Origin of the sequence: Vibrio sp. V38_P2S17PM301, assembly GCF_009904845.1 — a bacterium.
In the GTDB taxonomy this organism is placed as follows: domain Bacteria; phylum Pseudomonadota; class Gammaproteobacteria; order Enterobacterales; family Vibrionaceae; genus Vibrio; species Vibrio proteolyticus.
This window is the reverse complement of record NZ_WXWO01000060.1, coordinates 25,476-52,462: the sequence shown is the minus strand read 5'-3', so window position 1 is coordinate 52,462 and position 26,987 is coordinate 25,476. Positions and strand designations below refer to the sequence as shown.

Annotated in this window: 23 protein-coding genes; 2 read left to right on the top strand and 21 right to left on the bottom strand. The window is 51.1% G+C overall.

Translation table 11 applies throughout. The features are described from left to right. Window positions 1-56: 56 nt before the first annotated feature. Complete coding sequence (locus CAG64_RS14225; RefSeq protein WP_161488543.1) at window positions 57-950, bottom strand: DMT family transporter; 894 nt, start codon at window positions 948-950, stop codon at window positions 57-59. A gap of 251 nt (window positions 951-1,201) precedes the next feature. On the opposite strand from CAG64_RS14225, the gene CAG64_RS14220 reads away from it, so the two are divergent. Then, window positions 1,202-1,558 (top strand): hypothetical protein, encoded by a 357-nt coding sequence (locus tag CAG64_RS14220; protein WP_021706116.1) that lies wholly within the window; start codon window positions 1,202-1,204, stop codon window positions 1,556-1,558. Between the two features lie 74 nt (window positions 1,559-1,632). Here the strand turns inward: CAG64_RS14220 and CAG64_RS14215 are convergent, their stop codons facing one another. The 17 genes from CAG64_RS14215 to CAG64_RS14140 form a co-directional block, all read right to left on the bottom strand. Further along, window positions 1,633-3,111 (bottom strand): hypothetical protein, encoded by a 1,479-nt coding sequence (locus CAG64_RS14215; RefSeq protein WP_161488544.1) that lies wholly within the window; start codon window positions 3,109-3,111, stop codon window positions 1,633-1,635. A 62-nt stretch (window positions 3,112-3,173) separates the two neighbouring features. Beyond that, window positions 3,174-4,559 carry a hypothetical protein gene (locus tag CAG64_RS23645; RefSeq protein WP_202600943.1) on the bottom strand — a complete coding sequence of 462 codons (1,386 nt, stop codon included), beginning with the start codon at window positions 4,557-4,559 and terminating at the stop codon, window positions 3,174-3,176. 210 nt (window positions 4,560-4,769) lie between these two features. Further along, entirely contained in the window at window positions 4,770-5,348 is a 579-nt protein-coding gene (locus tag CAG64_RS14210) for a NapC/NirT family cytochrome c (protein WP_161488545.1), read from the bottom strand. 47 nt (window positions 5,349-5,395) lie between these two features. After that, window positions 5,396-6,865: a multiheme c-type cytochrome gene (locus tag CAG64_RS14205; RefSeq protein WP_161488546.1), complete on the bottom strand. Its 1,470-nt coding sequence runs from the start codon at window positions 6,863-6,865 to the stop codon at window positions 5,396-5,398. A gap of 259 nt (window positions 6,866-7,124) precedes the next feature. Next, window positions 7,125-8,543, bottom strand: a complete 1,419-nt coding sequence (locus CAG64_RS14200; RefSeq protein WP_021706121.1) for an aspartate kinase — start codon at window positions 8,541-8,543, stop codon at window positions 7,125-7,127. Between the two features lie 66 nt (window positions 8,544-8,609). Beyond that, entirely contained in the window at window positions 8,610-8,996 is a 387-nt protein-coding gene (locus CAG64_RS14195) for an ectoine synthase (RefSeq protein WP_161488547.1), read from the bottom strand. Between the two features lie 10 nt (window positions 8,997-9,006). Continuing rightward, window positions 9,007-10,272 carry a diaminobutyrate--2-oxoglutarate transaminase gene (gene ectB / locus CAG64_RS14190; RefSeq protein ID WP_161452666.1) on the bottom strand — a complete coding sequence of 422 codons (1,266 nt, stop codon included), beginning with the start codon at window positions 10,270-10,272 and terminating at the stop codon, window positions 9,007-9,009. Window positions 10,273-10,300: 28 nt separating this feature from the next. Further along, window positions 10,301-10,852 (bottom strand): diaminobutyrate acetyltransferase, encoded by a 552-nt coding sequence (gene ectA / locus CAG64_RS14185; RefSeq protein ID WP_021706124.1) that lies wholly within the window; start codon window positions 10,850-10,852, stop codon window positions 10,301-10,303. 271 nt (window positions 10,853-11,123) lie between these two features. Beyond that, window positions 11,124-12,782, bottom strand: coding sequence for an ABC transporter substrate-binding protein (locus CAG64_RS14180; protein ID WP_161448700.1), 1,659 nt, complete (start codon window positions 12,780-12,782; stop codon window positions 11,124-11,126). A gap of 254 nt (window positions 12,783-13,036) precedes the next feature. Beyond that, a complete protein-coding gene (locus CAG64_RS14175; RefSeq protein WP_161448704.1) occupies window positions 13,037-14,233 on the bottom strand; it encodes an MFS transporter in 1,197 nt (398 codons plus the stop codon). A 157-nt stretch (window positions 14,234-14,390) separates the two neighbouring features. Further along, complete coding sequence (locus CAG64_RS14170) at window positions 14,391-15,791, bottom strand: ATP-binding protein (protein ID WP_161452664.1); 1,401 nt, start codon at window positions 15,789-15,791, stop codon at window positions 14,391-14,393. Beyond that, complete coding sequence (locus tag CAG64_RS14165) at window positions 15,781-16,437, bottom strand: response regulator (RefSeq protein WP_161452662.1); 657 nt, start codon at window positions 16,435-16,437, stop codon at window positions 15,781-15,783. The genes CAG64_RS14170 and CAG64_RS14165 overlap by 11 nt, the downstream gene beginning before the upstream one ends. A 2-nt stretch (window positions 16,438-16,439) precedes the next feature. Further along, window positions 16,440-17,072: a tetratricopeptide repeat protein gene (locus CAG64_RS14160; RefSeq protein ID WP_021706129.1), complete on the bottom strand. Its 633-nt coding sequence runs from the start codon at window positions 17,070-17,072 to the stop codon at window positions 16,440-16,442. Between the two features lie 9 nt (window positions 17,073-17,081). After that, a complete protein-coding gene (locus tag CAG64_RS14155; RefSeq protein ID WP_161457263.1) occupies window positions 17,082-17,891 on the bottom strand; it encodes an SDR family oxidoreductase in 810 nt (269 codons plus the stop codon). Between the two features lie 10 nt (window positions 17,892-17,901). Further along, entirely contained in the window at window positions 17,902-18,585 is a 684-nt protein-coding gene (locus CAG64_RS14150; protein WP_161489325.1) for a TenA family transcriptional regulator, read from the bottom strand. After that, entirely contained in the window at window positions 18,582-20,063 is a 1,482-nt protein-coding gene (locus CAG64_RS14145) for an AMP-binding protein (protein WP_161457262.1), read from the bottom strand. The genes CAG64_RS14150 and CAG64_RS14145 overlap by 4 nt, the downstream gene beginning before the upstream one ends. Window position 20,064: 1 nt before the next feature. Further along, window positions 20,065-20,679, bottom strand: coding sequence for a thermostable hemolysin (locus tag CAG64_RS14140; RefSeq protein ID WP_021706133.1), 615 nt, complete (start codon window positions 20,677-20,679; stop codon window positions 20,065-20,067). A gap of 300 nt (window positions 20,680-20,979) precedes the next feature. Between CAG64_RS14140 and CAG64_RS14135 the strand changes: the two genes are divergently transcribed. Continuing rightward, window positions 20,980-22,791 (top strand): cytotoxic necrotizing factor Rho-activating domain-containing protein, encoded by a 1,812-nt coding sequence (locus tag CAG64_RS14135; protein ID WP_161457261.1) that lies wholly within the window; start codon window positions 20,980-20,982, stop codon window positions 22,789-22,791. Between the two features lie 40 nt (window positions 22,792-22,831). Here the strand turns inward: CAG64_RS14135 and CAG64_RS14130 are convergent, their stop codons facing one another. The 3 genes from CAG64_RS14130 to dgcN all read right to left on the bottom strand — a co-directional run bounded on the left by CAG64_RS14130 (window position 22,832) and on the right by dgcN (window position 26,914). Continuing rightward, window positions 22,832-24,586 carry a hypothetical protein gene (locus CAG64_RS14130; RefSeq protein WP_052035761.1) on the bottom strand — a complete coding sequence of 585 codons (1,755 nt, stop codon included), beginning with the start codon at window positions 24,584-24,586 and terminating at the stop codon, window positions 22,832-22,834. Between the two features lie 338 nt (window positions 24,587-24,924). Next, complete coding sequence (gene ycjG / locus CAG64_RS14125; protein ID WP_161457266.1) at window positions 24,925-25,890, bottom strand: L-Ala-D/L-Glu epimerase; 966 nt, start codon at window positions 25,888-25,890, stop codon at window positions 24,925-24,927. Window positions 25,891-25,897: 7 nt separating this feature from the next. Then, a complete protein-coding gene (dgcN, locus tag CAG64_RS14120; RefSeq protein WP_161457260.1) occupies window positions 25,898-26,914 on the bottom strand; it encodes an N-acetyltransferase DgcN in 1,017 nt (338 codons plus the stop codon). Between the last annotated feature and the right edge of the window lie 73 nt (window positions 26,915-26,987).

The window sequence follows — 26,987 nt, the reverse complement described above, 5'->3', positions numbered from 1 at the left end:
ACAGTGTTTAATTGTTAAGACATTATAGAAAAATATTTTAGCTGATAAGGTGCTGGTTATACTTGGCTAATCCTTTGACGTTTCAGGAATTTAACCGGGGAAAAGCCGGTAACCAGCATGGTGCCGCCAAGCACCAGAGCGGTGCCAGCAATGGTGTTAAAGCCAACGGGTTCATCAAGGATAAGGTAGCCCCAGAAAATGCCAAAAATTGGGATCAGAAAGGTGACGGTCAAAGTGGACGTAGGGCCGATATCACGCACCAGATTAAAATACAGCAGATACGCCATGCCAGTACAAACCACACCGAGCGCAACCACGGACAGCATTTCTGTACCGGTTGGGGTCTGTTGCATCGGCACAAAGGGCAGGAGTGGCAGAACCCATAAGGTGGCTGCCCACATGCTGCCGTGGGAGTTGTCGAATGAGGACACTTGTGGTGCATTTTTGGTGTAGTTGGTTGCCAGTCCGTAGCTGGTGGCTGCCAACGTTGCGGCGATCATCGGTATCAGTTTGTCGTAACCTGAGACTGATAGATCCCAGCCAACCAGAATGGACACGCCTGCAATACCAATGAGCATTCCGAGAATTGCGGATTTGGTCAGTGGTGCCCGGTGCCACAAATAGCCGATCAGTGCCCCCCATATAGGGGCTGTGGAGTTTAATATTGATAAGGTTGATACGTTCAGCGTTTGCGCCGCGTAACCAAACAACAGGAATGGCATCGCACTGTTTATCAGGCCAACAACCATGAAATGGCGAATATGCTGGCGAGGGGGCAAGCCTTTACGTAAATACAACGCGGCGAGTAGCAAACTTAACGCCGCAAAACCGACGCGAGCTTCAATCAGATACGCCGGGCCAAAGCTGTGAGCAGCAATACGCATAAATAAAAAGGAACCGCCCCAGATGGCCGCGAGGCCGAGAAGTTGAAAAAAACTGACTACAGACATACCTATCCTTGACTCATTTTTGCGCGCTCACTGCGACGTTATCGTATTGATTTCAATGTGAACTAAGGCGAGCGATTTATCAATCGGAATCTGGGTTGCAGTTCCGGATCTGGCGAATGTCGGTTAATGCCAACGAATCTTTACAATGTAAATTCGCCATTAACACCCATGATGGTGACGATAAAAATCTCGCTCTGCGACGTACACTTAGTTAAGTTATAGTAACGGGATGTTAACTCGGGAGTTCCCGGATGAATCTGATAGTGCACATCCAGAAAGGGGTGAGAAAACAGGGTTATGAAATGGCCACTCGTCAGGCTTGGCGTTGTGGTATTAAAGCCAACCTGGTCAAACGCGTTGTTGGCGTGGTCAAAGGGCAGATCGTGTGTGTGGTGGAAGGCGTCAGAGCGGAATTGTCGACACCACTCAACAATCCGCTTCACACCGATGAGTGTCAGGGGCGTTATATTTTCATTGGTGGTATTTGTTGGGAACCCAACGACATGATTGCGCCCGGTTTCCCTGATTTTATGTTTATGCATCTGCGAAACATGGGATCGAAGCACCGCTATATGACTGACGATGAGTTGTTTTTTAATCTGGCCTAAATCGTCCTTATTGAGCATCCTCAATCGCCTACGAAAAAAAGCCACCGTCAGGTGGCTAATTGTTAGGGGACTTATTATTCTTTTGGACAGTTTTCTGCAGACCAACTACTGCCATCATCGGAGCATTGGTAAGTTCGGGTGCCGTTTTGGTAAAAATGCTCCTGCGTCCACAAACCACTGGAGTACCGCATAGTCAGTATCCCGGTGTAATCGTTGGTGCCGTTCTTGATGTACTGATATTTTTCACGAGACCAGCTATCAGCGCCATGATCTTGTGTATTGCTCAGTTCCGCTGAGAGGTTACTCAACACATCAAGATCGCCTCGCTGATAGCTATCCAAACGATCTTGCAGGTTCACCAAATCCGGATATTTCGGGTTCTTTTGGTAGTAGTAGTTTCCTTTACTCAACAACATTTGATCTCGTTCATTGTCGTAAGTCGCAGTGTAAAGCTGTTGTGAGTAATCGTTGCCGACATTGTTGTTCACACACTCCTGCCAGCTGTCTTCGGTGGCGTCGGTGAATGAGCGGTTGGCGATGCCATAAATGGTCAGGGCATTGGCTTGTGGTTGCTGGGCAAACGTTTCATCAATCAGGCAACGATAAGTACCGGACGTTGTCCCCAGATACAGCCAGGCTTCTTTGCTGTAAGTTAATCCATCGACCTGTTTGGTATTGCGCTCAATTCGCTCCTTGAGTTGCAATGGATTGTTCAGATCAGCGCTCACCTGCTGCGTGATGCTGCTGAGCTTGTTGGCAAAAAGAACAGTTTCTTTGCGATACCATTTGTCGACGGTTTGTTTTGCCGTGTAGTCCCAGTATTCCCAATAGTAATCCACATACGCCCGTTGTGCCGTCGGGTAGGCCAATTGCAGCTGTTTGGTTTCTTCGTATGAGCGCTTGATGGCTGGCATCAGGTTTTGCGCCAGTTGATACAGCTCGGCACTCTGACTTTTCACAAAGTCGCCATACAAGTCGCTGACGTCGATGTTGTAGCGCTGCGCAATACGCAGCTCTTGCTCTTTGATATTTTGGACAATTTGATTCTGGCTGTTAATAGCCTGTTTCAGCGCCTGACAACTGTTGAGAGACTGCTTGTGAATGTCTTGTTGAATCTGGTTCCACAATACCGTGGTTAATGGCGTAGTGGACTTGATGGTGGCGTTATCACTGATGGCTTTGACCGGCGGGTACACCAGCTGGTAAGCCTCACTGATTGGGGTGTCTGGATGGTCGGCATCAATAGCGCCAACAGGGACATTGACGACGATCGGCGCGTAGTCGACGCAGTCTGCGTTGTCCCCAGTGATAGCCAGCTGGTAATTCCCTTCCGTATCCGTGATGTTGCTCGGTTCACCGCTGTCGAGTTGGCCGTTGTAGTTCAGGTCCAAAAATGCCGTGGCGCCTTTGATGTAGCCGTCGATTGCGGTCCCGGATACGCTGCGGGTGGTTGGGGAAAGGGCTGGTGTGCTGTTGTTGTTCCCGCCACCGCCGCCCCCACAAGCTACCAAGCTTGCAGAGACAGAAAGAAGAATCAAGTGTTGAATATTCATTATTTTATCCTGTCATCGATGGAAAACCGGGTAAGCCCACGACAGGCTTCCCGGTCAGTAGATTACTTGACGATAGAATCCACGTGGGTAATGACCATGCCGCTGGGTACGTTGCTGAGGTCGGATAGCAACACAGGTTGGTTGTTGGCCGAATCCAGTTTGTACGCTTCGTAGTTGGAGGCGCCTAAGTAACCTTCACCAGCACTGACGTACACTGCGTTGTTGGCCGCGACAAGTGCTTTATCAAAGGTGATGACTTTGTCAGAAGTAAAAGTAAACAGGTTGTAGTTTTTTGAATCACCCGTTGATTTGTTGACCTGGCGTACTGCCAGTGTTTTACGGTTATCTGACTGGCAGATAAAGAAATCAGCGATGTCTTTCGTTGCCAGGTTTCCGTTGAAGTATGAGGCGTCGGAATCATCGTAGATGGTTTCTGTGGTACCGCCAAACGTGACTTGACAGGTGTTGTCATTCACCGAGTAATCCGTAGTGATAATCGGGTCAATCAGCGCTGCTGGCACTTCACGGGTGTTGATCAATTGGTCGGTACTGCTGTCGAGCTCCAAGATAAACAGCTTCGTGCTAGAGTAGTATTTGGTGTAGATAAATTCGCTGTTTGCCAGAGTTGAGTTAGCAATGGCAAGCCTCTCGACATTCTCTTTGGCGACAAAGTTATACTCTTTGTTGTCTTTCAATGAGTACAGTTTGATGTTGTAGTCTTTGACATCAGAGACCAGATAATCGGATGTTGCCTGCTGCCAGCGTGTGCTCCCTGTCGATGCGACTTTTTTCACTTCGGGTTCGCCGTTGGCACTGTTCAGGCCAAGCTGATACACGTCGCCTGTGGTTGAAATTGCCAGAGTGTAGTCTGAAAGGTTATTGGCCAGATCACCGCGAGCGAGGATTTTTTCAATCGTAAAGTCCAGTTCTTTCACGACGCCTGCCTGATTGGCAAGCGCCAGTACATTTTTCGAGGTACTTTCGTTTGAGCTGCGGTTGACGTCTACGTACTGACACGTGGATTCGCTGTATTTGGCTGGGATACCTTCAATGTTCATTAAGAAAAGCGGTTGATTCCCCAGTTTCTCCAAAGTCATCGCGTTGTCATCAGCGTAGTTTGTTTTTGCTTTTAATGACGGAGTAAACGGTGCGAGCTGACATTTCGATGCACTGTTGCTGGGTTCGGCAGACAAACTGTAGTCAATGACCTGATCCTGGCTGTCCATTAACAGACGGTAGTTGGCAGGATGAATCACGCTTTCGCCAACTTGACCCAGATTCAGGATAGCGCTGGCCTGGTAGTAGTCTTTGAAGGCCTGGGACAGGTCGTACTTTACTTCACCAGTTTGTGCTGCGGGTTTGCTGTCACTGCTGCTTCCGCCGCCACCGCCGCCACATCCACTTAACACCAGGCTCGATATTGCTAATAAGGTAATTGTCTTGTTCATTCTGAATCCTGTACTTTTTATTAAACAGTGTTTTTTATAGAACTCAGATCGTACAAATTTTATGTGGATTAAAACACGAAGGGATGATGCCGGCTCTTGCCTGTTTTTAGTGATGGTTTTGTGATTTTGTATCTACCTTGTTAATGACTTGGTATGAAAAGCCCTCTTTACATGTGAGGGAATAAAGAGGGCAGAGGGAGGGCAATAAGGCTATTCGATGGTGATGCGTTTGTGGGCGATCCCCGTATGGCAGTCGATACAGGTTTCACCACGTTTCTCCATCAACTCATGATTCAGTCTGGCTCGCTGAGGCTGCTGGCTCAGATCGAAGTTGTCGCCCACGTGACAATGTCGGCAGTTTGCCGAGTCGTTCGCGACCATGTCATCCCAGACCATTTGCGCCAGTCGAGGGCGCTGTTGTTCAAAATTCTCCTTGGTGATGGTGCCAGCCAACATGTAGTAGATATCTGCAGTGGCCATGATTTTGACTTTCATTTTATCGACGAACTCGTGTGGAACATGACAGTCAGCGCAAGTCGCCAGAACGTGTTGCTCATCAATGTAATGTGGCGAGGCTTTATATTCCTGAACGATGGTGTCCATTTTTAGGTGACAACTGAAACAAAACGTATTCTGGTTTGATGCCACCATCACACCCTGAAAACCGGCTAAGCCGGTCAGCAGAACAAATATGCCCACTGGTATGCCGAGCAGCAATGGCTTCTTCAGCCAGCGCCATAATCGCTGTTTTCTGGACAACGCATCATTACGGGAGGTGTTGTTTCCCATGCTTCCTCCTCAGGAGGCAGGTAGGTCTACCTGCCGTTCCGGAGTTGTTAGTTGCTTTCATCCAGATAGCGGGCTTTAAAGGCCGCTTGCGCTTCTTTGCGGACACGCTTCACTGATTCCGGCTCCTTGCCACTGAACCATGCGTGTTCCGGGCGTTCCAGGATCTCTTCCAGCACTTTTCTTGCTCGTTTGGCGCCTTCGATATTACCAGCGTGTTCGGCTTTCTCGACGGTTTCCAAGTACTGAGGCACCATTTCGATGTAGAAACGCTCGGCGACCTCATACAGGCCATGCCATTGCACGTAGTCCGGAGCCTGCATCGCTGCGCCATGGCGTGCGCGACGGCCTTCGTGGTGCCAAAGGTAGAACCAGGTCCATTCAATTTCTTCGTCAAATCCGGTTTCTGTCAGCATGCCTTCTTGTTGCAATGTGGCCATCAGGGCTTTCCCTGGCTTAGCGAATTTGTCGTTGTACAAATTGACCAGTGAATCGAACTGTTGATAGAAGTTATCTACCATCGACTTGGTATGGCAGGACTCACAAACGTTCTGCATATCGGCACGGCGGTCCTGCCACGATTTCGTTGCAACACCCATGGCTTTGTCTTTTGCATCGATTTTTTCCGACACAGCCGGGCGCAGTGTCCAGGAAATCCGGTTGCCGACATCGTGTGTCACAGGCAGCTCTCGCGTCGCGGACATATGGCAGGTGGCACAGGTTGGTGCGGCGTCGTAATCTTCGCCGACGATCCATTTGGCGGAGTCCATGTTCATGCGATCCACATGCGCGAAGAAGTTAATTCCGTGTTTGGACTCTTCGTAGATCTCTTTTTGTGGATGATCTGGGCCCAAATGGCATTTTCCGCACGCTTCCGGACGGCGTGCTTGTACCATGTCGAATTCGTGACGCTGGTGGCAGGCACTACAGGCACCCAGGGAGCCGTCTGGATTGATGCGTCCGATCCCGGTGTTGGGCCAGGTGGCCGGGTCGAGATCGCCGTTCTCAAGTACTTTGACCTCTGAGCCATGGCACTGCCAGCATCCATTGACCGCTGCGGGAGACGCACCATTAAAGCTCAACGATCCCTCAACCACTTCTGCAAGGAAATTATCCAGTGAGCCGATGATTTTACCTGCATTGGCATGGTGACTGGCGGAAAACTCAGAGACTTCCTGAGTATGGCAACTGCCGCAGTCTTTAGGCGAGACAATTACAGCAATGTCAAACCCCTGGTGCTTAATGGCGTCAGGATCCTTCGGTGAAGCTTGGTGGCATTCGTAGCAACCTACGTTGGCACCGTAGTGCTTCGAGCGGCCCCATTGCGCGTACAAAGACGGGTTTTCGTCTTTATGACATGCAGCGCATTCTTTGCTTTCGGCGCTGAGCTGCTCAAAAGGTTTCATGACCAGCGCTTTAGGTTGCGCGGCCACATGAGAAGATAAAACCAGTGTAATCATTGCCAGAACCACCACCAACCAAAGTGTCCCGGGCCTGTTAGTCAACCGTTCAAATTCCATAATGAACCTCGTTCACAGGGATGCAGTACGTTGCTGCAAAGTTGTTTTCTATGGCGACTGCTTTACTTTCCGTTTCTATTCTATAAGTGGCATGTATAAGCCACAAAAATAGTGTGGTTAAAGTGTAACCAAGATAACGTTCTCGGAATAAAAATAACCCTAAAGGGGTAGGTGTAACGGGCGGTTAGATAAGAGAAAAGCGGGATGGTGAGGAAAAGACAACAGGGCCAGTCGGCCCTGTTGTTTAATGGTTTGTCGACTATGCGACTTTTGTCTGGCGCTCGTAATGTTCGCCGCAGAACGTGTCGTGCAAGGCACAAATACTGCTTTCGTACTTGTCGTCATCCACCACAAACTGAACGCTGACGTTACGCATAGAAGAGTGGACAGCAATTGGCGAAATACTCTGGCCTGTCAGAGCCAGGACGCCTTTGCTCAGCACCTCGTTAGTATTGATGTAGGCACCGATGACGGCGATCAGCGCAACCATAGAGCCGGTGATAGCGGCTTGTGGGAAGCGTTTTTCTGCCTGATAGAGCAACTCATTGAGACTTTTGGTGTTACCACTCAGGTAGTAAGTGATCGAGTTCGCGTTCATCTCTTTGCTCACCAGTTTTACTCGAGCGTCGGAGATCATCTCCATCATGTCGTAACTGACATTGTCGACTGCTCCCACCATGCCCTGATCAAAGATATGCAGCGCAAAGACTTTGCTTTTACCGGCGATGATCTCGATCTTGTCGCTATTTGGCTTAAACTTGGTCGAAATCAGTGTGCCCGGGTGGTCCGGTTCAAAGGTATTTTTAACCCGTAACGGGATGTCTTTCTGACGCAATCCTGAGGCCGCATTCGGGTGAATAGCCTCCATTCCCAGGTTGGCCAGCTGGTCAGCAACGTCAAAGTTAGTCTGTCCCATTGGGTGAACATTTTCCGGTCCGACGATACGCGGATCTGCACTGCTCAGGTGGTATTCTTTGTGAATGATTGCTTGCTCGGCGTCCATCAGGCACGCGATCCGGCTGAACGTCATTTCACTGTAGCCACGATCATAGGTTTTCATCAGGCCCGCTTTACAATACGCATAACCCGTAACGATCGGTAACTGATTGGTGCAGTCGATGTCTTTCATCGCGTCAGCGATGACTTCATCGAGATCGCCCTCGAACTGATTTTCCCAACCGGATAAATCCACAAATTTGGCGTTAATGCCAAGTGTTTTCAGTTTCAGTGCCAGGTTATAGGCACTGTGAACTTCGCCAAGTGATGCCAGAAATTCACGAATCTGGGGCAAGTACTGGCGCAAGGTAAACTGGCTATACTGACAAGTATCGAGAATGTTCTCGACGCAGTTGGTCGCTTCGCTGATGCGAGCACGGATGAATTTATCCGCGCGGATACGATTCATGGGATCGGCAAACAAGTTCTCGTTGATCATCAACATACGCTGCTCAAGATCGGCCATCGACTGATGCCAGTCCTCATCCCGTTTGGCGATCATCTGGTAAACCCCAGGTTTACCGGAACGCTTACACTCCAGCAGGCCGTCGGTAATGCCGCCGTAGGCGGAAACCACGAACACGCGGTTGTAGGGAGATTCTGGTTTCAGAATAATGTTGTCGATCACTGCATCGAATGCAGACATGGAGGTACCGCCGATTTTCTCTACGGTAATAGTCATCATTGAGTCCTTGGTTGTATTGTGTTCTCGTTCAAATAAAAAGGGGCTTTCGCCCCTGATAAGAGGTTATTCCACTAGTGGGTATACACCGTTTTCGTCGTGTGTTTCGGCACCGGTAATCGGCGGGTTGAAGACGCAAGCCATGACCATGTCACCACCGTCAAATGCGCGGAGGTAATGCTCATCATGCTTGTCCAGAATGTAGAGCGTACCCGGTTCGATTGGATAGGTTTTATCGCCAATCACTTCTATTTCGCCACTGCCGGACATGCAGTACACCGACTCCAGGTGGTTTTTATAGTGGATGTGCGTATTGGTTCCCGCATAGATCGTCGTGATGTGAAATGAGAAACCCATTTTGTCGTCTTTCAGCAGCATGCGGACACTTTCCCAGTTGTCTGCTACCACGCGACGTTCACTGTTTTGACATTCTTCCAGGGTTCTTACGATCATCTTTTACTCCTTAAGACGCTTTACGGGTGAGTTGAGGGGCGATAGTGTCGACCGCCTGCTCAAAAATATGCAGACCCTGTTCAAGTTCTGACTCGCTGATGGTCAGCGGACAGAAGAACTTCACGACTTCGTCGTCTGGGCCGGCGGTTTCAATGATCATGCCATTTTCGAAACACTCGCGCGCAATGGCGGAAGCGATTTCGCCACGGCTACACTCGATTCCTTGCATCATGCCGCGACCCTTCAGGCGGCTGAACAAGCTCGGGTATTTACGCAGTGTGCGCTGCAATGCACGGGTAACCTGCGATGCTCGCTCGGCGATGTGTTTTTCAAACTCATCATTGGTCCAGTACGTTTCGATGGTTTTCGTCGCCGTTACAAATGCATGGTTGTTGCCACGGAATGTACCGTTGTGCTCGCCGGGTAGCCAGATATCCAAATCCGGTTTCAGCAGTACCAGCGCCATCGGCAGGCCGTAACCACTGATGGATTTCGACAACGTGACGATGTCTGGTTCGATGTCCGCAGGCTCAAAGCTGAAGAAGGTACCCGTTCGGCCACAACCTGCCTGAATGTCATCGACGATCATCAGAATGTCGTGTTCTTTACAGAGTTTGTTCAGGCGCTGAAGCCATTCGTTCGAGGCTGCATTCAAGCCGCCTTCACCCTGAACGGTTTCCAGCAGCACTGCTGCCGGTTTGTCCAGACCACTTGAATTATCGTTCAACATGGTTTCAAACAGTTGCAGACCATCAATGCCGGCATAACCTTCAAAAGGCAAACGACTCATGCCCGACAGAGGCATGCCCGCACCGCCACGGTGGTGTTGGTTACCGGTAGCAGATAAAGCACCCGTGGTACAGCCGTGGAAACCGTTAGTGAAAGTCACAACGTTGGTACGCTGAGTGACCTTGCGCGCCAGTTTCAAAGCGGCCTCGACCGCATTAGTACCTGTCGGGCCAGTAAACTGCAGCTTGTAATCCAGGTTACGCGGCTTCAGGATGTATTGGGTAAACGCAGTAAGGAATTCCTCTTTGGCAGCAGAGTGCATGTCCAGACCGTGGGTCAGACCATCGCTGTCGATGTAGTCCAGAAGTACCTGCTTGAGGATAGCGTTATTGTGTCCATAGTTCAGCGAACCGGCGCCAGCCAGAAAATCAAGATAGCGCTGGCCTTGGTTGTTGTACAACCAGCTGCCTTTCGCTGAGGTAAATACGGTTGGAAAACTGTTAGCGTATGAGCGTACATTTGACTCTTGCTGATTAAAAATATCCATTGTGGACCTTTTCTTTTCCTTTAGTGAGTTAAGAGTTTGTCAGTGGAATGCGATACAGATACTCAGTATCGTGTTTGCCTGCAAAGTGTTCGTCTTCATCAAGGAAAGTCGTGACTTTACCTTGATCGCCATTGGCCCGATCCAGTTTCTTAAACAGACCCCAGGAGCTTTGGTTGTCTTCAGTGATGGTGGTTTCTATCACCTCAACCTGCTCGACTGATTCGCGTTCCAGCAGTTGGTTTAGCATTCTTAAGGCCAGGCCCTGTCCGCGATAACGCGGCGAAACAGCGACCTGCCAGATAAATAATTCTTTGTCGTTTCCTGGCTTGAGATAGCCGGAAACAAATCCGCCAATATCGCCACCTTTCTCGGCCACCACACAGGTGCGTCTGAAATGCGATGCCTGGAGGAAGTTGCAATATGCTGAGTTGACATCCAGCGGTGGGCAGGACGCAATCAACTGGTGAACTCTCTCTCCATCATGCTTGTCTGGCATGCGAAACAGCCAGGTGGGTTCTTCCTTGGTTTTAATTTCTGGGTACATTACCCAGGGTGCTGACGTGATCATTGTGTACCACATATTGTTTAAAATTCATTAGAGTTCGAATTAAATTTGCATTTAAAGGATACATAACTGATTGAGTTGATCAAGTTGTCAAAGTGACTTTAAGCGGTAATTTTGTATTAACTATTTGTTTTTAATGAATATTAAAATTTTATTTAATTTGTCATGTAATTATTAGTCATGTAATCAAAATGACATGTTTTCACAAATTTGGTGCAAGAGAGAGGATTTGAGTGGAGAAATGTGTGACGAGGAAGGCGCCGTACTTTCCTCGTTATGGAGGAATTTAGCGGTTATGAGCGATCCACAATTTGAAGAACTCGCTGTAGCCGGTTTTCCGGATATCGATACCCTGAACCTCCACAGTGCGGTAGACTTCTTCGCGGCCGTTGAACAGCGGCAAAAAACGATAGCTCTGGTAAAGATCTTGCTCAATTGTTTCCAGCGCTGCTTGTGGATAAGAACTGGCCAGCGCCTGCTGTACCCGACGTTCGTGATCCCGGCGTTCCTCGTCGCTGTATGCGAAACGCAGCCCGGAAGAAATCAGCAACCACTCATACAAACCGAACTCATAAGGTTGTTCAATGATCTCTTCAATGAACAGCATATCTGCCTGTTCTCTGACGGTGCTGGGGTCGCTGATGTTGTTCAGATCGAGTATCTCCAGCGTCAGACCGGTCAGACGAATGGTGTGATGCAGCCACTGAGCGATCTCCTTGAGGATGGGCAGCGTCAGCGGAGGCTGAGTTAAGACCAGTCTGCCACTCAGTTGAGGGATATCGCTGGGGGTATCTGGTGTGATTGCCGGAGAAAAATTCAGCCCGATAACGGCATTATCCGGATCGTGATGACGGCGTTGCTGATCGATAAAGGCCATCAATTGAGACAAAGTTGTTGGAGAGATATCCGCTCCGGCTCGGTAGTTGGCCGTCAGATAACTTAATGCATTGATGACAAATGATTCTTTCTCGCCCTCATGATCATTGAAGCTCAGGTATTGCTCAGCAAGATCGCCGTTACTGGAAAGCGTGATGCTTTCCAGCAGCGCCCGGCGACAGAAAAACTGATGGTGACGTTTCAGTGTCAGCTGCTCGTTATCCCAGCTGGCAATCGCAAAAGGCCCGCTGCCGACAAAAGCCGCGTGGCTCGCGGAGAAGTGGACGCTGCGTTTGCGATAGATGGAGGCATTGCTGGAGCACAGAGCATACAAAAACAAGGGATTGGGGTACGCCAGCGTCAGGGAGACCTGGCGTAAACCACTCACTTTGGCCTCTTTGACCTGTTCAAACAAGTGCTGAACCGGTCCGTCGACCTGACACAAACGTTGAATGCAATACACCACATCGTCAGCAGTGAGGTTTTGTCCGTCGTGGCAAATGACGTCGGGGCGAATCCACAGTGTGATGGTGTTCCCGGTCATCTCCCAGGTATGTGCAATGCAGGAATAAATTTCGCCGTCGTCACCCTGCCGCAATAGGGTTGCATAGATACTTTTAATGACCTGCATTTCCGCCAGCCTGTAGGTACTGACGGGGTCGAGCACATCAACCCAGGGGTATTGTGCGATCAGCAGATGATCGTCGGACTGGTTTTTGTTGCTCTGGCATTCGGTGGCGATCGACAGCGCCGTTACCGCCATGCTGCCATAGCTTTCCAGCAGCCGAGTGATCAGCGTGAAACGACCACTTTGCAGTTCGGATGTGATCAGCTCAATCAGTGCTTCGTTGACGTCACGAACAACGGTGAGTTTGCTGGTTTTTCCCCGGCCGACAGAAGGGCTCCAGTTGACCCAACCTAACTCAGAGAGCGATTTCATGATGTTGGAGATGTTACGGCGGGACGTTGAGAGCGTGGCCTCAAGATCTTCAATAACTAAATCATACGCTTTGCCCGGCTCATACCGGGCCAGGAGTTGTTGAAGTCTTCTGACGTTTGCTTCGCTCACCGTAATTCCAGAAAAGATTGTGTTATCAGGATCATAGACGAAGATATGGCGTCATGCGCATCTTCGTCATAAAGGGTTCATCCATAAACCTTATCTGTACGGATCCTTGGGACAGATTCATCAATATGATGCATGATTTATAAAACTAAAAACAGGAATATTTACAACTTTGGACTGCATTATTTTTCGCAAATTATGCGGCTGTATTCAATTTAGTGAGATTTTGCCAGGCCGAAGCCTGGCGAAATCGTGGCTCAGGCAGGGATCAAATGGAGCTGTTTTTCCAGCCGATGCCCGATGAGCAGCATGTAAAGGCTGGCCGTGAGTACGATAGCACCAATGATCACAAAGCCAAGATCGGTGGCACCTACATCGGCAAGGAAAGCAATCAAAATGTAGCTCAGACTTTGCACCGAAGTGGCAAACATCGCCAGGCCACCATCAACCCGGCCGCGCTGCTGGATAGAGATGGTGTGGTGCATCCAGTTGGTCCGTGCGATCCGGTTGAGGGCGTTAAAGAAGCCAAACCCGAGCGTCAGCATGATGATGTAGACAGGCTGCATGAAACCGCTCATCGCTAGCAGTAACACCCCCAAAATAACCATAGAATATTGCATAATTTTCTGATGTGGGAACAGCGTCAGGATACGGGAGACCAGCAGACCGGTCATGAGTGAGCCAAGACCAAACGCAATGTTATACCCGGCCACCCAACTGCCGGAGACATTCTGTTCTGCAAACCAGATCGGCACCAGCTTACCAAGGTAAGTCAGAACCGGATACGAGAGGCACGAAACCAGCAAAAAAGCGTAGAATGTCGGCTGGCGGCGGAAAATCATTTTGCTTTCGGCCAGTTGGGCCATGAACGGTGTTTTGGTCGACTCTCGCAGTTGACGGTGATAGGGCGTGAGCACGTAACTGATGGCGGAAATGGTGGAAGCCACGGCGGCAAACAGAGCAAATTCCACCACGCCCCACATTTCCAGTAGAATGACCCCAATCGCGCCCGCGCCCAACGTGGTGCCCTGCAAGACAATTTCCTGATAGCCGGAAATGCGCGCGTACTCGTGTTTGGCGTAGTTTTCTTGAGTGAAGGCATTGTTGGCATTCCAGGCCATATTACTGCTGACCCAAAACAATAACTGTGCGGCCGCCAGTAGCCAGATACTGCCTGCGTCAAACCAGTAGGCCACGAGTACGGTAAATGCGGTGGAAGACTGAATAATCTGAACCATAATCAGCAGGTTTTTACGTGAATGGCGGTCAGTCAGAGTGGAGAAAAAAGGCGTAAGGACAAACGAGACCGCAGTACAGGCGAGAGCAGTGAGGGCAACAAACGCCCCCATATTGGGTTGTTTGAGCATGATCCAGGGGAGGGCCATCATGAATAAGCCAGAACTGATGCCGTCGAAGAACCGCCCACAAAGATAGGGAAGGGTTTTGTCTTTCATTGTTATTCTCCGTAGAGTATTTGAGGTCGGCAGATACTTTAATACCTAAAGTTAACTTGAGGTAAAGCCTTTTTTCTCCTTGAAGACACGCTGTGTGATGTCGAGGTGCTCTGACGGCGCATTGTCAGAGCTCTTCCCTATGAAATGGATTGGATGTTTAAGCCTGGCTGAATCTTATCCGAAAGGTGTTCTTGTCTTGCGTGCGCGGCAGCAGGGTAATGCTGGCGTTGTGCAATTGCGCGATATCTCGAGTAATCGACATGCCGAGACCGGCACCATCGCCCTTTTCCGTATTGGCGCGATAGAAGTTGTCAAACAGCTTATCTCTGGTTTCATCGCTTAGATTGGCCCCGTTATCCGACACCGTCACATCAATACCGTCGGCGTGTTGTTTAATCACGACATCAATCACACTGTGATCACCGGAATAGCGGATGGCGTTGTCGACCAGATTGCGGAACAAAATGCCCAGCAGCACTTCGTCCCCGTCGATGGTGACGTTGTCGCCCTCCAGACTGAGGGTTTGGTGATGACGCAATGCCAGAGGAGCTAAATCGGCGACCACGCTTTGCAGCAGCGTTTTCAGCTCACAGGGCTGTTTGTGTACATTGGTGATGCTTTCCACTTTCGCCAGCGTCAGCAACTGATGCAGCATCCGGTCAGTACGATCAATCCCTTTGAGAATGTTATCCAAATCCTGCTCTAACTGATGGCGAGTTTCACTGTTGATGGCATTTTCTGCGTTCAACCTTAGAATGGTTAACGGGGTTTTGAGTTCATGGGCGGCCATGCGGGTAAAGCGTTTCTCCCGTTGCCACGCCTGTTCCAATTGCTCCAACAACTCGTTTAAGGTATCCACCAAGGGTGACAACTCCAGGGTCTGGTTTGCCACGTAGATTCGGTCAAGTTTGTGGGCACTGCGTTGGGCGATGGCTGACCGCAGCTCAGAAATCGGTCGAAAGTTTTTGTCGATCAAAAATATCAGCAGCGCCATCAAGGCCGGGATCAGAATCAACTGAGGCAGAGCGGTGGACAAAGCGATTTCATCAATCATCTCCTGACGAATGCTGTGTTTCTCCGCAACAACCACATACTCATCCGCGGTTGCGTGCAACTGAAAGAAGCGCCACTGCTCACCTTCGATATCCCGGTTGCCAAAGCCGGCAAACGTCGGTGCTGGGCTAAGTGGGCCGACTTGCTTGTTAGAGCTCCACAGCAACCGATCGTGCTGATAAAACTGAAACAGAATATTTTGTTCGTAGGGGTGACCGTAAGTCGTGTCTTTGTCATCGTCGGCGGCGGACAAACGCCGGATACTGTTCATCCATTGATCAAACTGATGCTGGTGGGCCTCATCAGTCAAAGTCGTGGCAGAGACCGAGGTGGTGAGTAACAGCAGTTTGGCCGTTTGACCCAAACGCGCATCATACACTTCTTTGATTTCATGCCGGGCTGCCTGAAAGCTGTAATACAGCGACAATATCACCAACGCCAGCGCCAGCAGGATCACGGATCCGGTCAGGCGACGTTTGATTGAAAAAACAGCTTTATTTTTCAATGATGTACCCCACGCCACGGATGTTTTTGATCATTTTGTCCGGCACCTTTTTACGTACGTTGTGAATGTGAACTTCGATGGCGTTGTCACTGCTGCCTTCATCCCAACCGTGCAGAGATTGTTGCAGTTGCTCTTTGCTCATCACCCGGCCTGCGTTGGTCATCAGGTTGGCGAGGATCTTGTATTCGTTGCGTGTCAGTTTTAGGGGAGAGTCTGCGCTTTTGATGGTTTGCTCTGATAGCGACAATGTCAGCGGACCGACCTGAATCACCTCGTTGGCACTGCCTGACTGGCGACGGATCAAGACGCGCAATCGGGCGAGCAACTCCTCCAGAGCGAAGGGTTTGCCGATGTATTCATCTGCGCCACCGTCGAGCCCTTTGACCCGATCATTGATGTCGTCTCTGGCGGTGAGGATCATCACGGGAAGATCGTATCCTGCAGTACGTATCTGGCGCAGTACCTCCAGACCGTCGATATCCGGTAGGGTCAGATCAAGGATCACTGCGGTAAATTGCTCCATTTTCAGCGTCACAGTGACGCCGCTGCCTTGCTGAACCCAGTCCACCGTGTACCCATGGCGGCTGAGCGACGTCACCATGGATTGCCCCAGCAGGGCATCATCTTCAACCAGTAACAAACGCATGTTTATTTGAGACTCTCCAGTCGTGCGGTAATCTCTTGCTGACGCCCCTGATCGGCTAACGGACGATCCGGACGTGGGGCAGCGCGCTGCGCTTTGGTCAGGTATTTGATTGCTTCCTGTTTGCGCCCGTCTTCAGCCAGAAAATCACCATAGAAATAGTTCGGATCGATACCATCGGGGTTAATTTCGAGTGCTTTTTTCAGCATGGCCTCGGCTTTGTCGTCATCGCCAAACCCGATTGGCCAGCCGGGTACTTTGTAGTATAGCGAACCTAAGCTGGTGTAGGCAGACCCATCGAGTGTTTTGGGCGCTGTATCAATGACTTGTTCGAGTAAGCGTTTTGATTCTTTCGCCAAAGATAATGCCCCTAATCCACCTTTAGCACCGGCCAGCGACGCTTTGTTAATGGCCATCCATACAGTGAGGTCAGGGTTGTTAGGCTTGAGGTTGAGTGCCTGAGAAGTGTGCATTATGGCGATCTCAAAACAGGTCTGCTGTTTGTCGCTGTCTTGCACTTCATATTGGCAATGTGCCCATTCCTGTTGAATGTTGTTCAGAGCGTTGTCGGACGCAAAGGCGTTGTTGCTCAGGGCGGGGACACTCAGTACGCCGCTGATCATTAACCATGTTTTCATGTTGTTCCCTCACTGTTTGCTGATTTGATTGATGTAATGGTGAATGGTGGATTGTTGCTTGCGAATCGCGTTGGTCACGATGCCGGGCAACACTTGATTGATGCGAGCAAACAATTTTTCCGGCCAGCCGATCCACTTGGCCGTATGCTCTTTTTCAAGCATGGCGATGACATGTGAAGCTACCACCTCCGGTGCGTCACTGTGGTTACCCAACTGCTGATTCATCTGATTGACCACGACACTGTTCAATTCGGTGTTGGTTGCCCGGGGAGCCAGATAGAGAACCCGGACGCCAGCTCCGTCCAGCTCTCTGTCCATGGCTTCGCTGAAGCGATGCACCCCGGCTTTGGCTGCACAGTAGCTGGCGTAACCTGGATAGCCAATCGATCCGAACGTCGAACCGATGTTTAGAATAATGCCGGGGCGGCTCAGCCAAGCCAAAGCGCTCTGCGTTATCCATATCGGGGTAAGCAGATTGAGGCGGATTTCCTGCTCGATGGAGTCGCTGCTGCGCTGAGCCAGAAAGCGAAACTGATTGCTGCCGGCATTGTTGATCACGGCGCTGATACGTTGGTTGTCCTGAAGATCTTGTTGCGCTCTTTGACGCAGCGTCTCCAAGCCTTCTGCACTCGCCAGATCAGCGCTGAGGCAGTCGTGTCGCTCTGGATGAGGCAATTCTGCCTGCAACTGAGCCAGTTTTTCCGCGTTGCGGGCGACCAGTAGCAAATGAGCGCCTTTGGTGGCCAGCTTATGCGCGATCGCACGACCAATGCCGCCTGATGCCCCGGTGAGCAGGATGTGGCTGTTGTCTATCTGCATGTGCAACTCCTCATGCGGCTTGCTGAACGGTCGTGGCTGACAAGTCACGCAGCATCTGGCCGTAGAGGTGAAAGACCATATTAGCGGAGTCGATGATGGCCTGTTGGTCCGCTGGATCCGTGACGTTATCCATGAGTGTTTCGAAAAAGCGGATGTGGCCTTGATCCAATTCGCTGTGTGACGTCAGGTAACTCATCGCCTCGTCGGGCAGATTGAGCGTGGCTCTTACCAGCGAGGCCATCTGTCCGCCGACCCCGACACTGGTGCCTTCCAATACCCATACCATGCCAAACAGTGCCATCGGGTTGTGGCGGTCAATCTGGTGGTAGAGGTAGGCGACCATCAGCTCAATGGCGGTTCCCGCTTTGCCCTCGCTGCGACTTTGTCGCACGCCCTCGGCGTCCCCGCCACAGGCTCGGATGTCATTCAGGATCCATTCGTGATGGCCTTTCTCTTCATCGATGTACTCCGCTAATGCTTCACGTACCCATTCGTGCTGAGCGTCCAGCTGTCCTCCGCATGCCATTAACAGAGGCACGGTATGTTTGACGTGATGGAACGCCTGAGTCAGAAACGCGATGTACATCTCACGGCTTATTTCTCCGCGGGCACACGCTTCAAATACGGGCGCCTGAAGCATGGTCTGTTGTGCCGGTTGGGTTTCCAGTTTTAAGGTCTGAAAGAATGAACTCATTTTCTGCTCCTGTTAGCGAGTGTACGGATTTCAATATTTGGTTGAGGGGTTACCGGCGCCAGTTGTTTCACCCAGGCTTCAATGTGTTGTCGTTTCGGGCGTCCGTTGTCAGTAAACCAATCTGGCCGCTGGCGCAGGTCATTGACCACGATCAGACGTCCAATGCGGGCATAATCTGGCAATGTGGCATTCAGCTGAACGATTTTCTCTTCCAGTGACGGCTGTCGAGTAGTCACCGCGGTCAAACTTGCTTCGGCATCGCCGGTGACAATCAAGGTGCTGCCGGGAAGGAAGATCTGAGCCTGGGATTCAATCCATTCCGGAGAAATGTTGCGTCCGTAACTGGTGATGATTTGATTTTTCTTTCGGCCCATCAGATGTACAAAGCCGTCGGTATCAATGGCGGCTAAATCGCCGGTCGGTAGCCAGGTCTGCTGAAAGGGCTCGCCAAGGTATCCGAGTGCGATATTGCCTCGTACCAGCAGCTCTCCGCTCTTATCAACACGGATCTCGACATGCTCCAGTACCTGACCGCAACTGCCGGGTCGAAATGCATGCGGGGTATTGAGGCTGACAACAGATGCGCATTCCGACAGGCCATAACCTTCATAGGCCGGAATGGACAATTGATGCGCAGTTTGCATCAGTTCAGGGGCCACCCGGGCTCCGCCGACCGCCACAAATCGTAGTGGCTTAGCCAGAACAGGTTGTGCCTGAATGATATGGATCAGCGCCATCAGCAGTGCGGGCGTTAACACTAAGCTGGCCGGCTGGTACCTAGCCAGCGCTGACGCCAGGGCAGTGGCATCGAACTGACTGGAACCGGTCAGTCCCACATGAGGACCACAGAAAATCGTACTGGTCACGCCAGCAAGCAGAGGCACGTATATGCCAGTGATGTTTTCCAACAAGGTGGAAAGGGGCAGTAGCACCAAGTGTGTTTTGTGGTGCGCGTCCATCTTTTTTGCGGCCAGCGCTGTCGTGACGTTTGTCAGGTTAGTATTGCTCAGGCACACCCCTTTAGGAGCGCCGGTGGAGCCGGAAGTAAACGTGATTTTGCTGGTGCCGGCGAGGCGTTCGGCGTGAACTGCGAACGGATTACGCCGCACCGACAGATGACTGAGTTCCTCAATCTCGTCTCCCTGACCTGGCCAGTCACCAATCAGCAGGTCAGCACCGGATGCCAGTAAGGTATGCTGGGTTTGCGTGTCGGAGAAAAACGTCGGTACGGGCACGATGGCAATACCCGCTTGCATGGCTGCCAGATCCACCACGACCCAGTCAAGGCTGTTTTCAGCGCGTAGCGCGATGCACTGAGGTGCCAAACGACGCAGTTGTTCGGCTACCCAATCGACTTGCTCAGCCAGCTGTTGGTAAGTCAGAGAGTGCGGGTTCTGCTGTGCGTCGTGGCCAAAAAAGGCCAGTTTTTCTGGAGTCTGACGGGCATGATGAGCCAGCGCATTGAGAATAGCGTTCATATCAGCCTCCGATGACTTTGTTGGTCAAACCCTGACGCTGGGCGCGCAGTAGCGTTAACCCTTGTTGCAGGTTGCCCGCCAGAATGCGTGGTTGATGCTGGTAATAGGTTCCCCATATGGTTCCTGCTTGTGGAATGCGGCTTGGGTCGGCTTCGGCTATCACTTGCGGACGCAAACCTAAGCGCCGCATCAGCGCGTGCAATGGGTCGGTAGCGGTGAAAATGCACCATTCAAACCCTAGCTCGACTAAGGTTTCTGTCATCAGCAAAAAGTGCAGTGGCGAAATGCCATTGGTAAACGACGCCAACTGACCAAACTCAATCAACTGTGTCCTTTGGATATGGGTGTTAAAGGTGTGGCTCAACAGCACATCAGCCTGTTCATCCAGATATTGTTCCAGAAACAGCGGCTCATTGTGTGCCATGCGAAAGCCGCACAGAGATTTAATTTCGTTGTCCATCATCAGTGCCATGAAAGCCGGCATAAATGAGCACAGTCTGGCATCAAAGGCTTGCTGATAACGACGAGTGATTTGCTGTGTGACCTCTGGCCACAGCGCATGATGGTGATCCACGATTTCCAGATTGAGTGATGAAGCGGAACAGTCGTCTCTCATTCGTGTGCCCTCGTATTTGGTGAGTAATATCAAGTTAACGGGCGAAACTTAAGAAAGACTTAAGGAACAGAATTTAAATGCCAAATTAATTTATCTGACTGAAAATAAAGATAAATTTAATATGAGACTGGAATGGATAGGGTGGTTATCCTCAGACCGGGAAGGGCGTAGCGCATGGGCGGTCGACAAAAAATAACTAAAAAGAAATGAAATTATGTATTTATGCGTTTTGTTGAGCATCCCTGTTGGCATTACTTGATTACGATGAGCGAAAAAAACATCGTACGTAGAGAGTCAATGATGCCAAATACCAAAAAAACAGCAGCCCGATTTGTCGCGGCTTATTATCCGCCGGTAGAGACACCCCAGTCTAAATGTCTGCCAACCAGGGAGACGGTCAGAGAAAAACCTCAGCCGAGTGCTCGCTTTCAGTGCGTACTGAGAATCTATACCGCTGAGGATGAACTGAGTCAGTACAGTGTAGGGCGAGGTCAGTGGAAACTGCTGACGAATACAAAAGGGGTTGCGCCTTTGGCCAACTGGGAAGTGAGCTCACAAGACGACGGGACCACGTTACTGACCGCGTCTTGCCATAAAGAAGCCAGTCGCAGGTTAGTGTATGAGTGGATTCGAGGGGCGGGTTATGGCAAACAGTATGAGGTCATGACCCGCCCCAAAGGCTCGTCTGACATCAATGCACAGTTTGTTCCCGTTAAACTGGCTTTGCTTCGTGACGGTGTCGCAGGCTGGCCAACGCAAGGCTACTTCTATCATTTTATTGATGGAGCGCTGCAGGCTGAATGCCAGATTGCAGGCGAAGGTCGCTGGAGCTATCAGTTGCTCTGTTCGGACGAACGCGGGCTGGATGAGCGTCCGCTGTTCGAGCGCCATCTTTCGCATTTTTTGCTGCCCTATCGAATCGAGAACCATTCGCCGGGTGAGCAGTATTTACTGTATCGCCGTGAACGACTTTCCACTGAAGAGTGGGCCAGCCTCTCATCTTCATGGTTGGCTCAGCATGGACTTCGCCTGAATATGGACGCTGTCATTGCCGCGTTCAATGGCCCGTTGACGACAGAAGTTCGACAAGAAGATATTCCGTCAAGTGGTCACTTGCGAGTTGGCCATGTGTATCCGTTTGGGGATATCTGGGGCCAATATCGCCATCCGAAATTGGCTCCTGAGCTGGTGCACATTCAGACGGATTCTTCTGTGAACCAACGTATGCCTGTCGTGATGGTGGGAGAATGGGACGGAGAGGGGTACAGCACCGGTGAGCAGGTTTCGATGACACAATTGACCGGACGAGGGCCGTTTTACCTCAAAACGCCACGCGCACCACGAGCGAAGTTTTGGTTTTCGCGGATTGATCAAAGGGCAGAGTTTAGCGCGGAAAAAGCCTCTGAGCGTCTCAGTGACAGCGACCAACGGGATGTACTGGAGTGCAGTGATGGCACACAGATGACGTCGTTCAACAAATCAATGAACGCTTGGGTGACTCATTTCTGGGATGACAATCCACTGCCCGAAGAGCTGGATGTGCTTGTGTTGCACAATGGTTATACCGGAGCGGCAGGCGTACGCATTGACCTGGATGAACTGGATCCGGGCCAGCAAATACTTGTGACGGGTGGAACATTGAGTGGCTGCACCATGGTCACGGGTGTCAAAGGGCGGCAGTTTTACGCCTTGCATGCCGGGACAGCGATCTCTCCCAATGAGTGGAAAACAGGTCAGCACGGAGTGCGCGACAATTATGCACTGCTTAAATTGATGATGCCTGAGAACGATCTGACGGCACCGCCTGAGTGGGATAATGATGGTATGCCAGCATTACTGGATTGTTTTTCTAAGGCAACCATGGCCTACAGCGGAAAGCCGGAAGCCAAAATGCAGCGTGCGGACGCGCGTTGTTTTAATTATTATCGGCCGGAAATTCTCTACAGTGTTTGTTGCTCGTTCTCACTGATCAAAAAGGACCGCCACGGTAACGTCAGTGTTGAGACGTTAACCGAACTGGGCGAGATCAGTCAGGACAGTTCTGCAGAGAATAAGAGTGTTTCTAATTTTGTTTATGAGGCGCGTGACACTCGGGTGAAAGTATTACTTTGAGTGCAAACTACCCTGCGCGGAGCGTCCGCGCAGGGTCACATCAGTTTGCCACGCGTTCTATCGTTGTGATGCCAGTGCTGACGACTCGAGAAGCCGGCGCAGCCTGCACTTGCGCCCAGTGCTGTTCTGATCTCAGTACTCTCGGGCGAATCTGATAATTCTGTATTGCCGGAGCGTGTTCCTGCCGCTGATAATGGATTTCCCATTTTCGTGCCGAGGCGTTGTACTTCATGAACGCAAATGCGGTGATGTTCTCAATGGTGCTGTCACCATGCTGGTAGTAGCCATAGTCTCGGTAACTCATGTAGTTCAGCAAACCGTTACCATGCTCAGCCAGGTTGTTGTATTGGGTGTTTTCTTTCCCGCCTTCAACGTGATACACCCGCAGTGTGTTGTCATCCCACTCGTCGACAACAAAGGAGCATCCGCTAAAACTTGGCGTGAAAATGTATTGGGGGTCCCGATGCGGATTCGGATGCTTAGGCACATCCAGGAACTTACCTTGGGCAACCCAGTAGGCCAGTTGCGATGTGTTGTTGTCTGGTATTTCTCCGGCTGCCGTATCGACGATTTTCAATGCGCCGAGCGTGCCGTGATTGTGGCTGAATTGTAATCCGGTAAAGACCAGCTGTCCGCCATCCTGAATATCCTGACGGGTACTGGCGTGCAGAGTATTGAGTTGTCGGTTGAGCAAATCACAACTGACCGGTTGTTGGCCGAAATTACCCTTGAGCAGAGCGTCGGGTTTGACAGGCGAACCTGTTGCTTCCAGCGTGTCTTTTTTCATCATCTGAGGCGGCCGAGCGTTCGCAATGGTCCGTTCATCACCCGCCAGGATTCGGTTGGAGTGGACTGCGTCGATTTTGGCCACGTTAATCACAGGCAAGTTGTCGGGTACCGAGGCGTACATGATATGTAAGGCGTTGTCCGCAGCCTGGCGGTTGCTGTACTGCCCCCAGATATCGCCAAATGGGTACGCCGAGCCAACCTGATATTCAGTGATGACAGCTTTCACTGACTGGTCACTTTGTGGTCGCGCCCGCTTTTTGCAGCGGTGTTGACGCACGGCCGCAACGTTGTCCATATCAAGTCGGGTTGCGTGAGTATCCAGCCAGTTTGTGTCGATGGTAGCAAGAGTGTCTGCGTTTAGTTTGGTGCCACGGTAGAGCAAGTGCTGCGGAACGGCCGGTGATGATTCCACTTTGTAAGGCAACAGCAGCGTGGCTAACTGATGAGGTGACTGGAGTTCATCGCTCAACTGATGAGCGTCGGAGCGGGTGATTTGAAACGTCCACCGCCCATCGCCCATCAGGCGGTATTCTTTGTTCAGGTGGCCATCAATGAAGTGATAAAAATAGCCCTTTGTTACCCAGCACAAATAGTCGTCGACCTGCACGGCCAGTTTGACGGGCAAAAATTGCGCGTTGTTCACACCCGCACTTTGTCCGTTAGGTTGCAAGGTGTACTGTTCGGCCTGACCCGCGTTCTGAAACTGTTCGTGATAGAGGGTTTTTGGCTCTTGTACAAAGCAGCGCGCCGTTAACAGCGCGTGTCCGTCAGTGTCTGCGGTCTTAGTCCACTTGGTGATGGCAGGTTCGTTAGCAGTCCGGGCTAATGACCAAGTGCCTACTTGAAGCGGGGTCAGTTCATCTGGGGTACATAAGACTTTCAGGTTGCACTCATATTGCGGTGTGGGCGCAGGTTTTTCATTGACGATTCTGACTCCGGATGATGGAGCGCGAGGCGCTTCCTGAACAGGTTTATAGCCAGCTGGAACGTACTTTGGTTGCTTCATATAAGAGTGAAAGACGGACACACAATTTGGTTTGAGGATTTTAGCGGAAGCACGCGTTTAATGTTGCCTAAACCTCTAGGTGATTTGGCTGAATTGCCAGTCAAACGGTAACTGGTTGATTTTTATTCGAAATAAATGTGTTGGTTGATTGGAAATGAGTGTCCTATTCAGAACATGGATGCTGTTATTGATTCTAATCGCAGTAAATCTGACTTTAAGTGTGATGGGTGTCTTCTTGTGCTTGGAGGCAACCGAATTTCTCGCTGGCCTTTCTCGGCATTATAACCAGAGATAAGGTCGAAACGGGGGAGATAGAGCGCTTCCCCCTGTCATATTGACTATATCCATAGCCGTCCACGATGGTATTGCAGACCGTCAGCACAATCCTGACCAAGCAGCACAGGCCCGTCGAGATCAACGATCTCGGCGCGTGTGGCCAGTGGCAGTACGGCCTTCATTGCCATCGACGTCCCTAGCATACAACCCACCATGATGCTCATACCAAGACCGCGTGCTGCTTGCTCAAGCGCCAGAGCCTCAGTCAGGCCACCGCTCTTATCCAGTTTAATGTTGATCATTTCGTAACAGCCGGTCAGCCCTGGCAAATCGTCACGCGTGTGGCAGCTTTCGTCGGCGCACAAAGCTACCGGATGGGCGATATTCCTCAATCTCTCGTCTTCACCTTTCATCACAGGTTGCTCAATCATGGCGATGTCCAGCTCGGCTAACCTGACAAACAGATCTGCCAAATCGAGGTGCGTCCAGGCTTCATTCGCGTCCACAATGATTTTGGTGCTCGGTACCGAAGCTCGTACCGCTTGTAAACGTTCAATAATCTGCTGTTCATCGAGCTTGATTTTTAGTAATGAGGCGCCGCTTGCAACATACTCACTGGCTTGTTCAGCCATTGCGGATGGCGTATCCACGGACACCGTCATGGCCGTTTCTATGTTGGGCGAAATCGCGAAATACGGCGCCGGAAAGTGGCTGTCCGCCAGCGCTGCTTCGAGGCGCCACAACGCACAATCGAGCGCATTGCGTGCCGCGCCGGCGGGTTGTTGTTGCAGATCTTGTCTGGCCACATTGGGCGTCAAGTGTTGGATAGTGCGGCTGAACTGACGGATCTGCTCCTGCACTGAAGTGACCGACTCGCCATAGCGGGGATAGGGGGTGCACTCTGCTTCACTTTGCAGGCCGTGATAATCCAGAGTCACCCGGACCACATCACAATGGGTACGAGCGCCTCGTGCAATACGAAACGCGCGCGCCATTTCAATAGAATGAGCCTGAGATTGAATACTTATCATGCGTCTAATCCTCCGATGGCCAGGTGCGGATCGTGTCCGCAATCGATTGGATACCAAAGCGTACCGGATCCGTGACCGGTACCTGATAGTGCTCGCTCCATTGTGCGCACAAGGTTGCGGCTTGTTGACTATCTATTGCGCTGGTATTGAGACACATTCCGGCCAGGCGGACATTGGGATTGGTCACCCGCGCTGCCGTTAGATTGGCCGTGATGGTTTGTTCTATGGTGGGCAATGCCGCGTGGGGCAAATGGCGAATGTGCGCACGGCCTATCTCATGACACACTACCAGTGCATCTGGCTGTGCTCCGTGAAGTAAGCCCATACTTACGCCGGCAAATGATGGGTTAAACAACGACCCCTGGCCTTCGATAATATCCCACTCGTGATCCGAAAATGCCGGGCTAATGGCTTCAACAGCGCCGGAAATAAAGTCAGCGATCACCGCGTCAACCGCGATGCCGCGTCCTTCGATTAAAATGCCAGTCTGTCCGGTGGCCTGAAAGCGGGCCTTGACCCCCTGTTTGTTCAGCGCGTGCTCCAGTGCCAACGCAGAATACATTTTTCCTACTGAGCAGTCGGTACCAACGGTGAGCACTCGCTTACCGGCGCGCTTTTTGCCGTTGCCAACACTCAGTGGCAAATCATAATGACGCACATCGAAGAGGCGAGTTTTTCCTGCCTGTGCCAAATGCCGCAGTGCGCCAATGTCGTCAAGTCGCTGATGCATGCCCGAAGCAATATCAAACCCTTGTTCCGCGGCGGCAATCAGTGTGGCTTGCCAGTTTGCCGGGATCACTCCTCCGGCGTTGGCGGTGCCGATAACCAGAGTACGGGCGCCTTGGTGTTTTGCCTGTGTCAGGCTGAGATCTGGCAGGCCAAGGGAGACGGTATCCGTTGTCAGACGAATTTGACCGAGGCAACTGTCGGGACGCCATTGATGGATACCGCGCGCGGTTTTCGCAGCAATGGGATCGGTTACGTCACCGAGAAAAAGCAGGTAGGGTTGGGTGATGTTCATCAGCATTCCTTTGAGTTTGGTCTTGTCTCCTCACTCTAAGGCTGAGCCTTGCGCGTGCCGAATGCTTATTTGT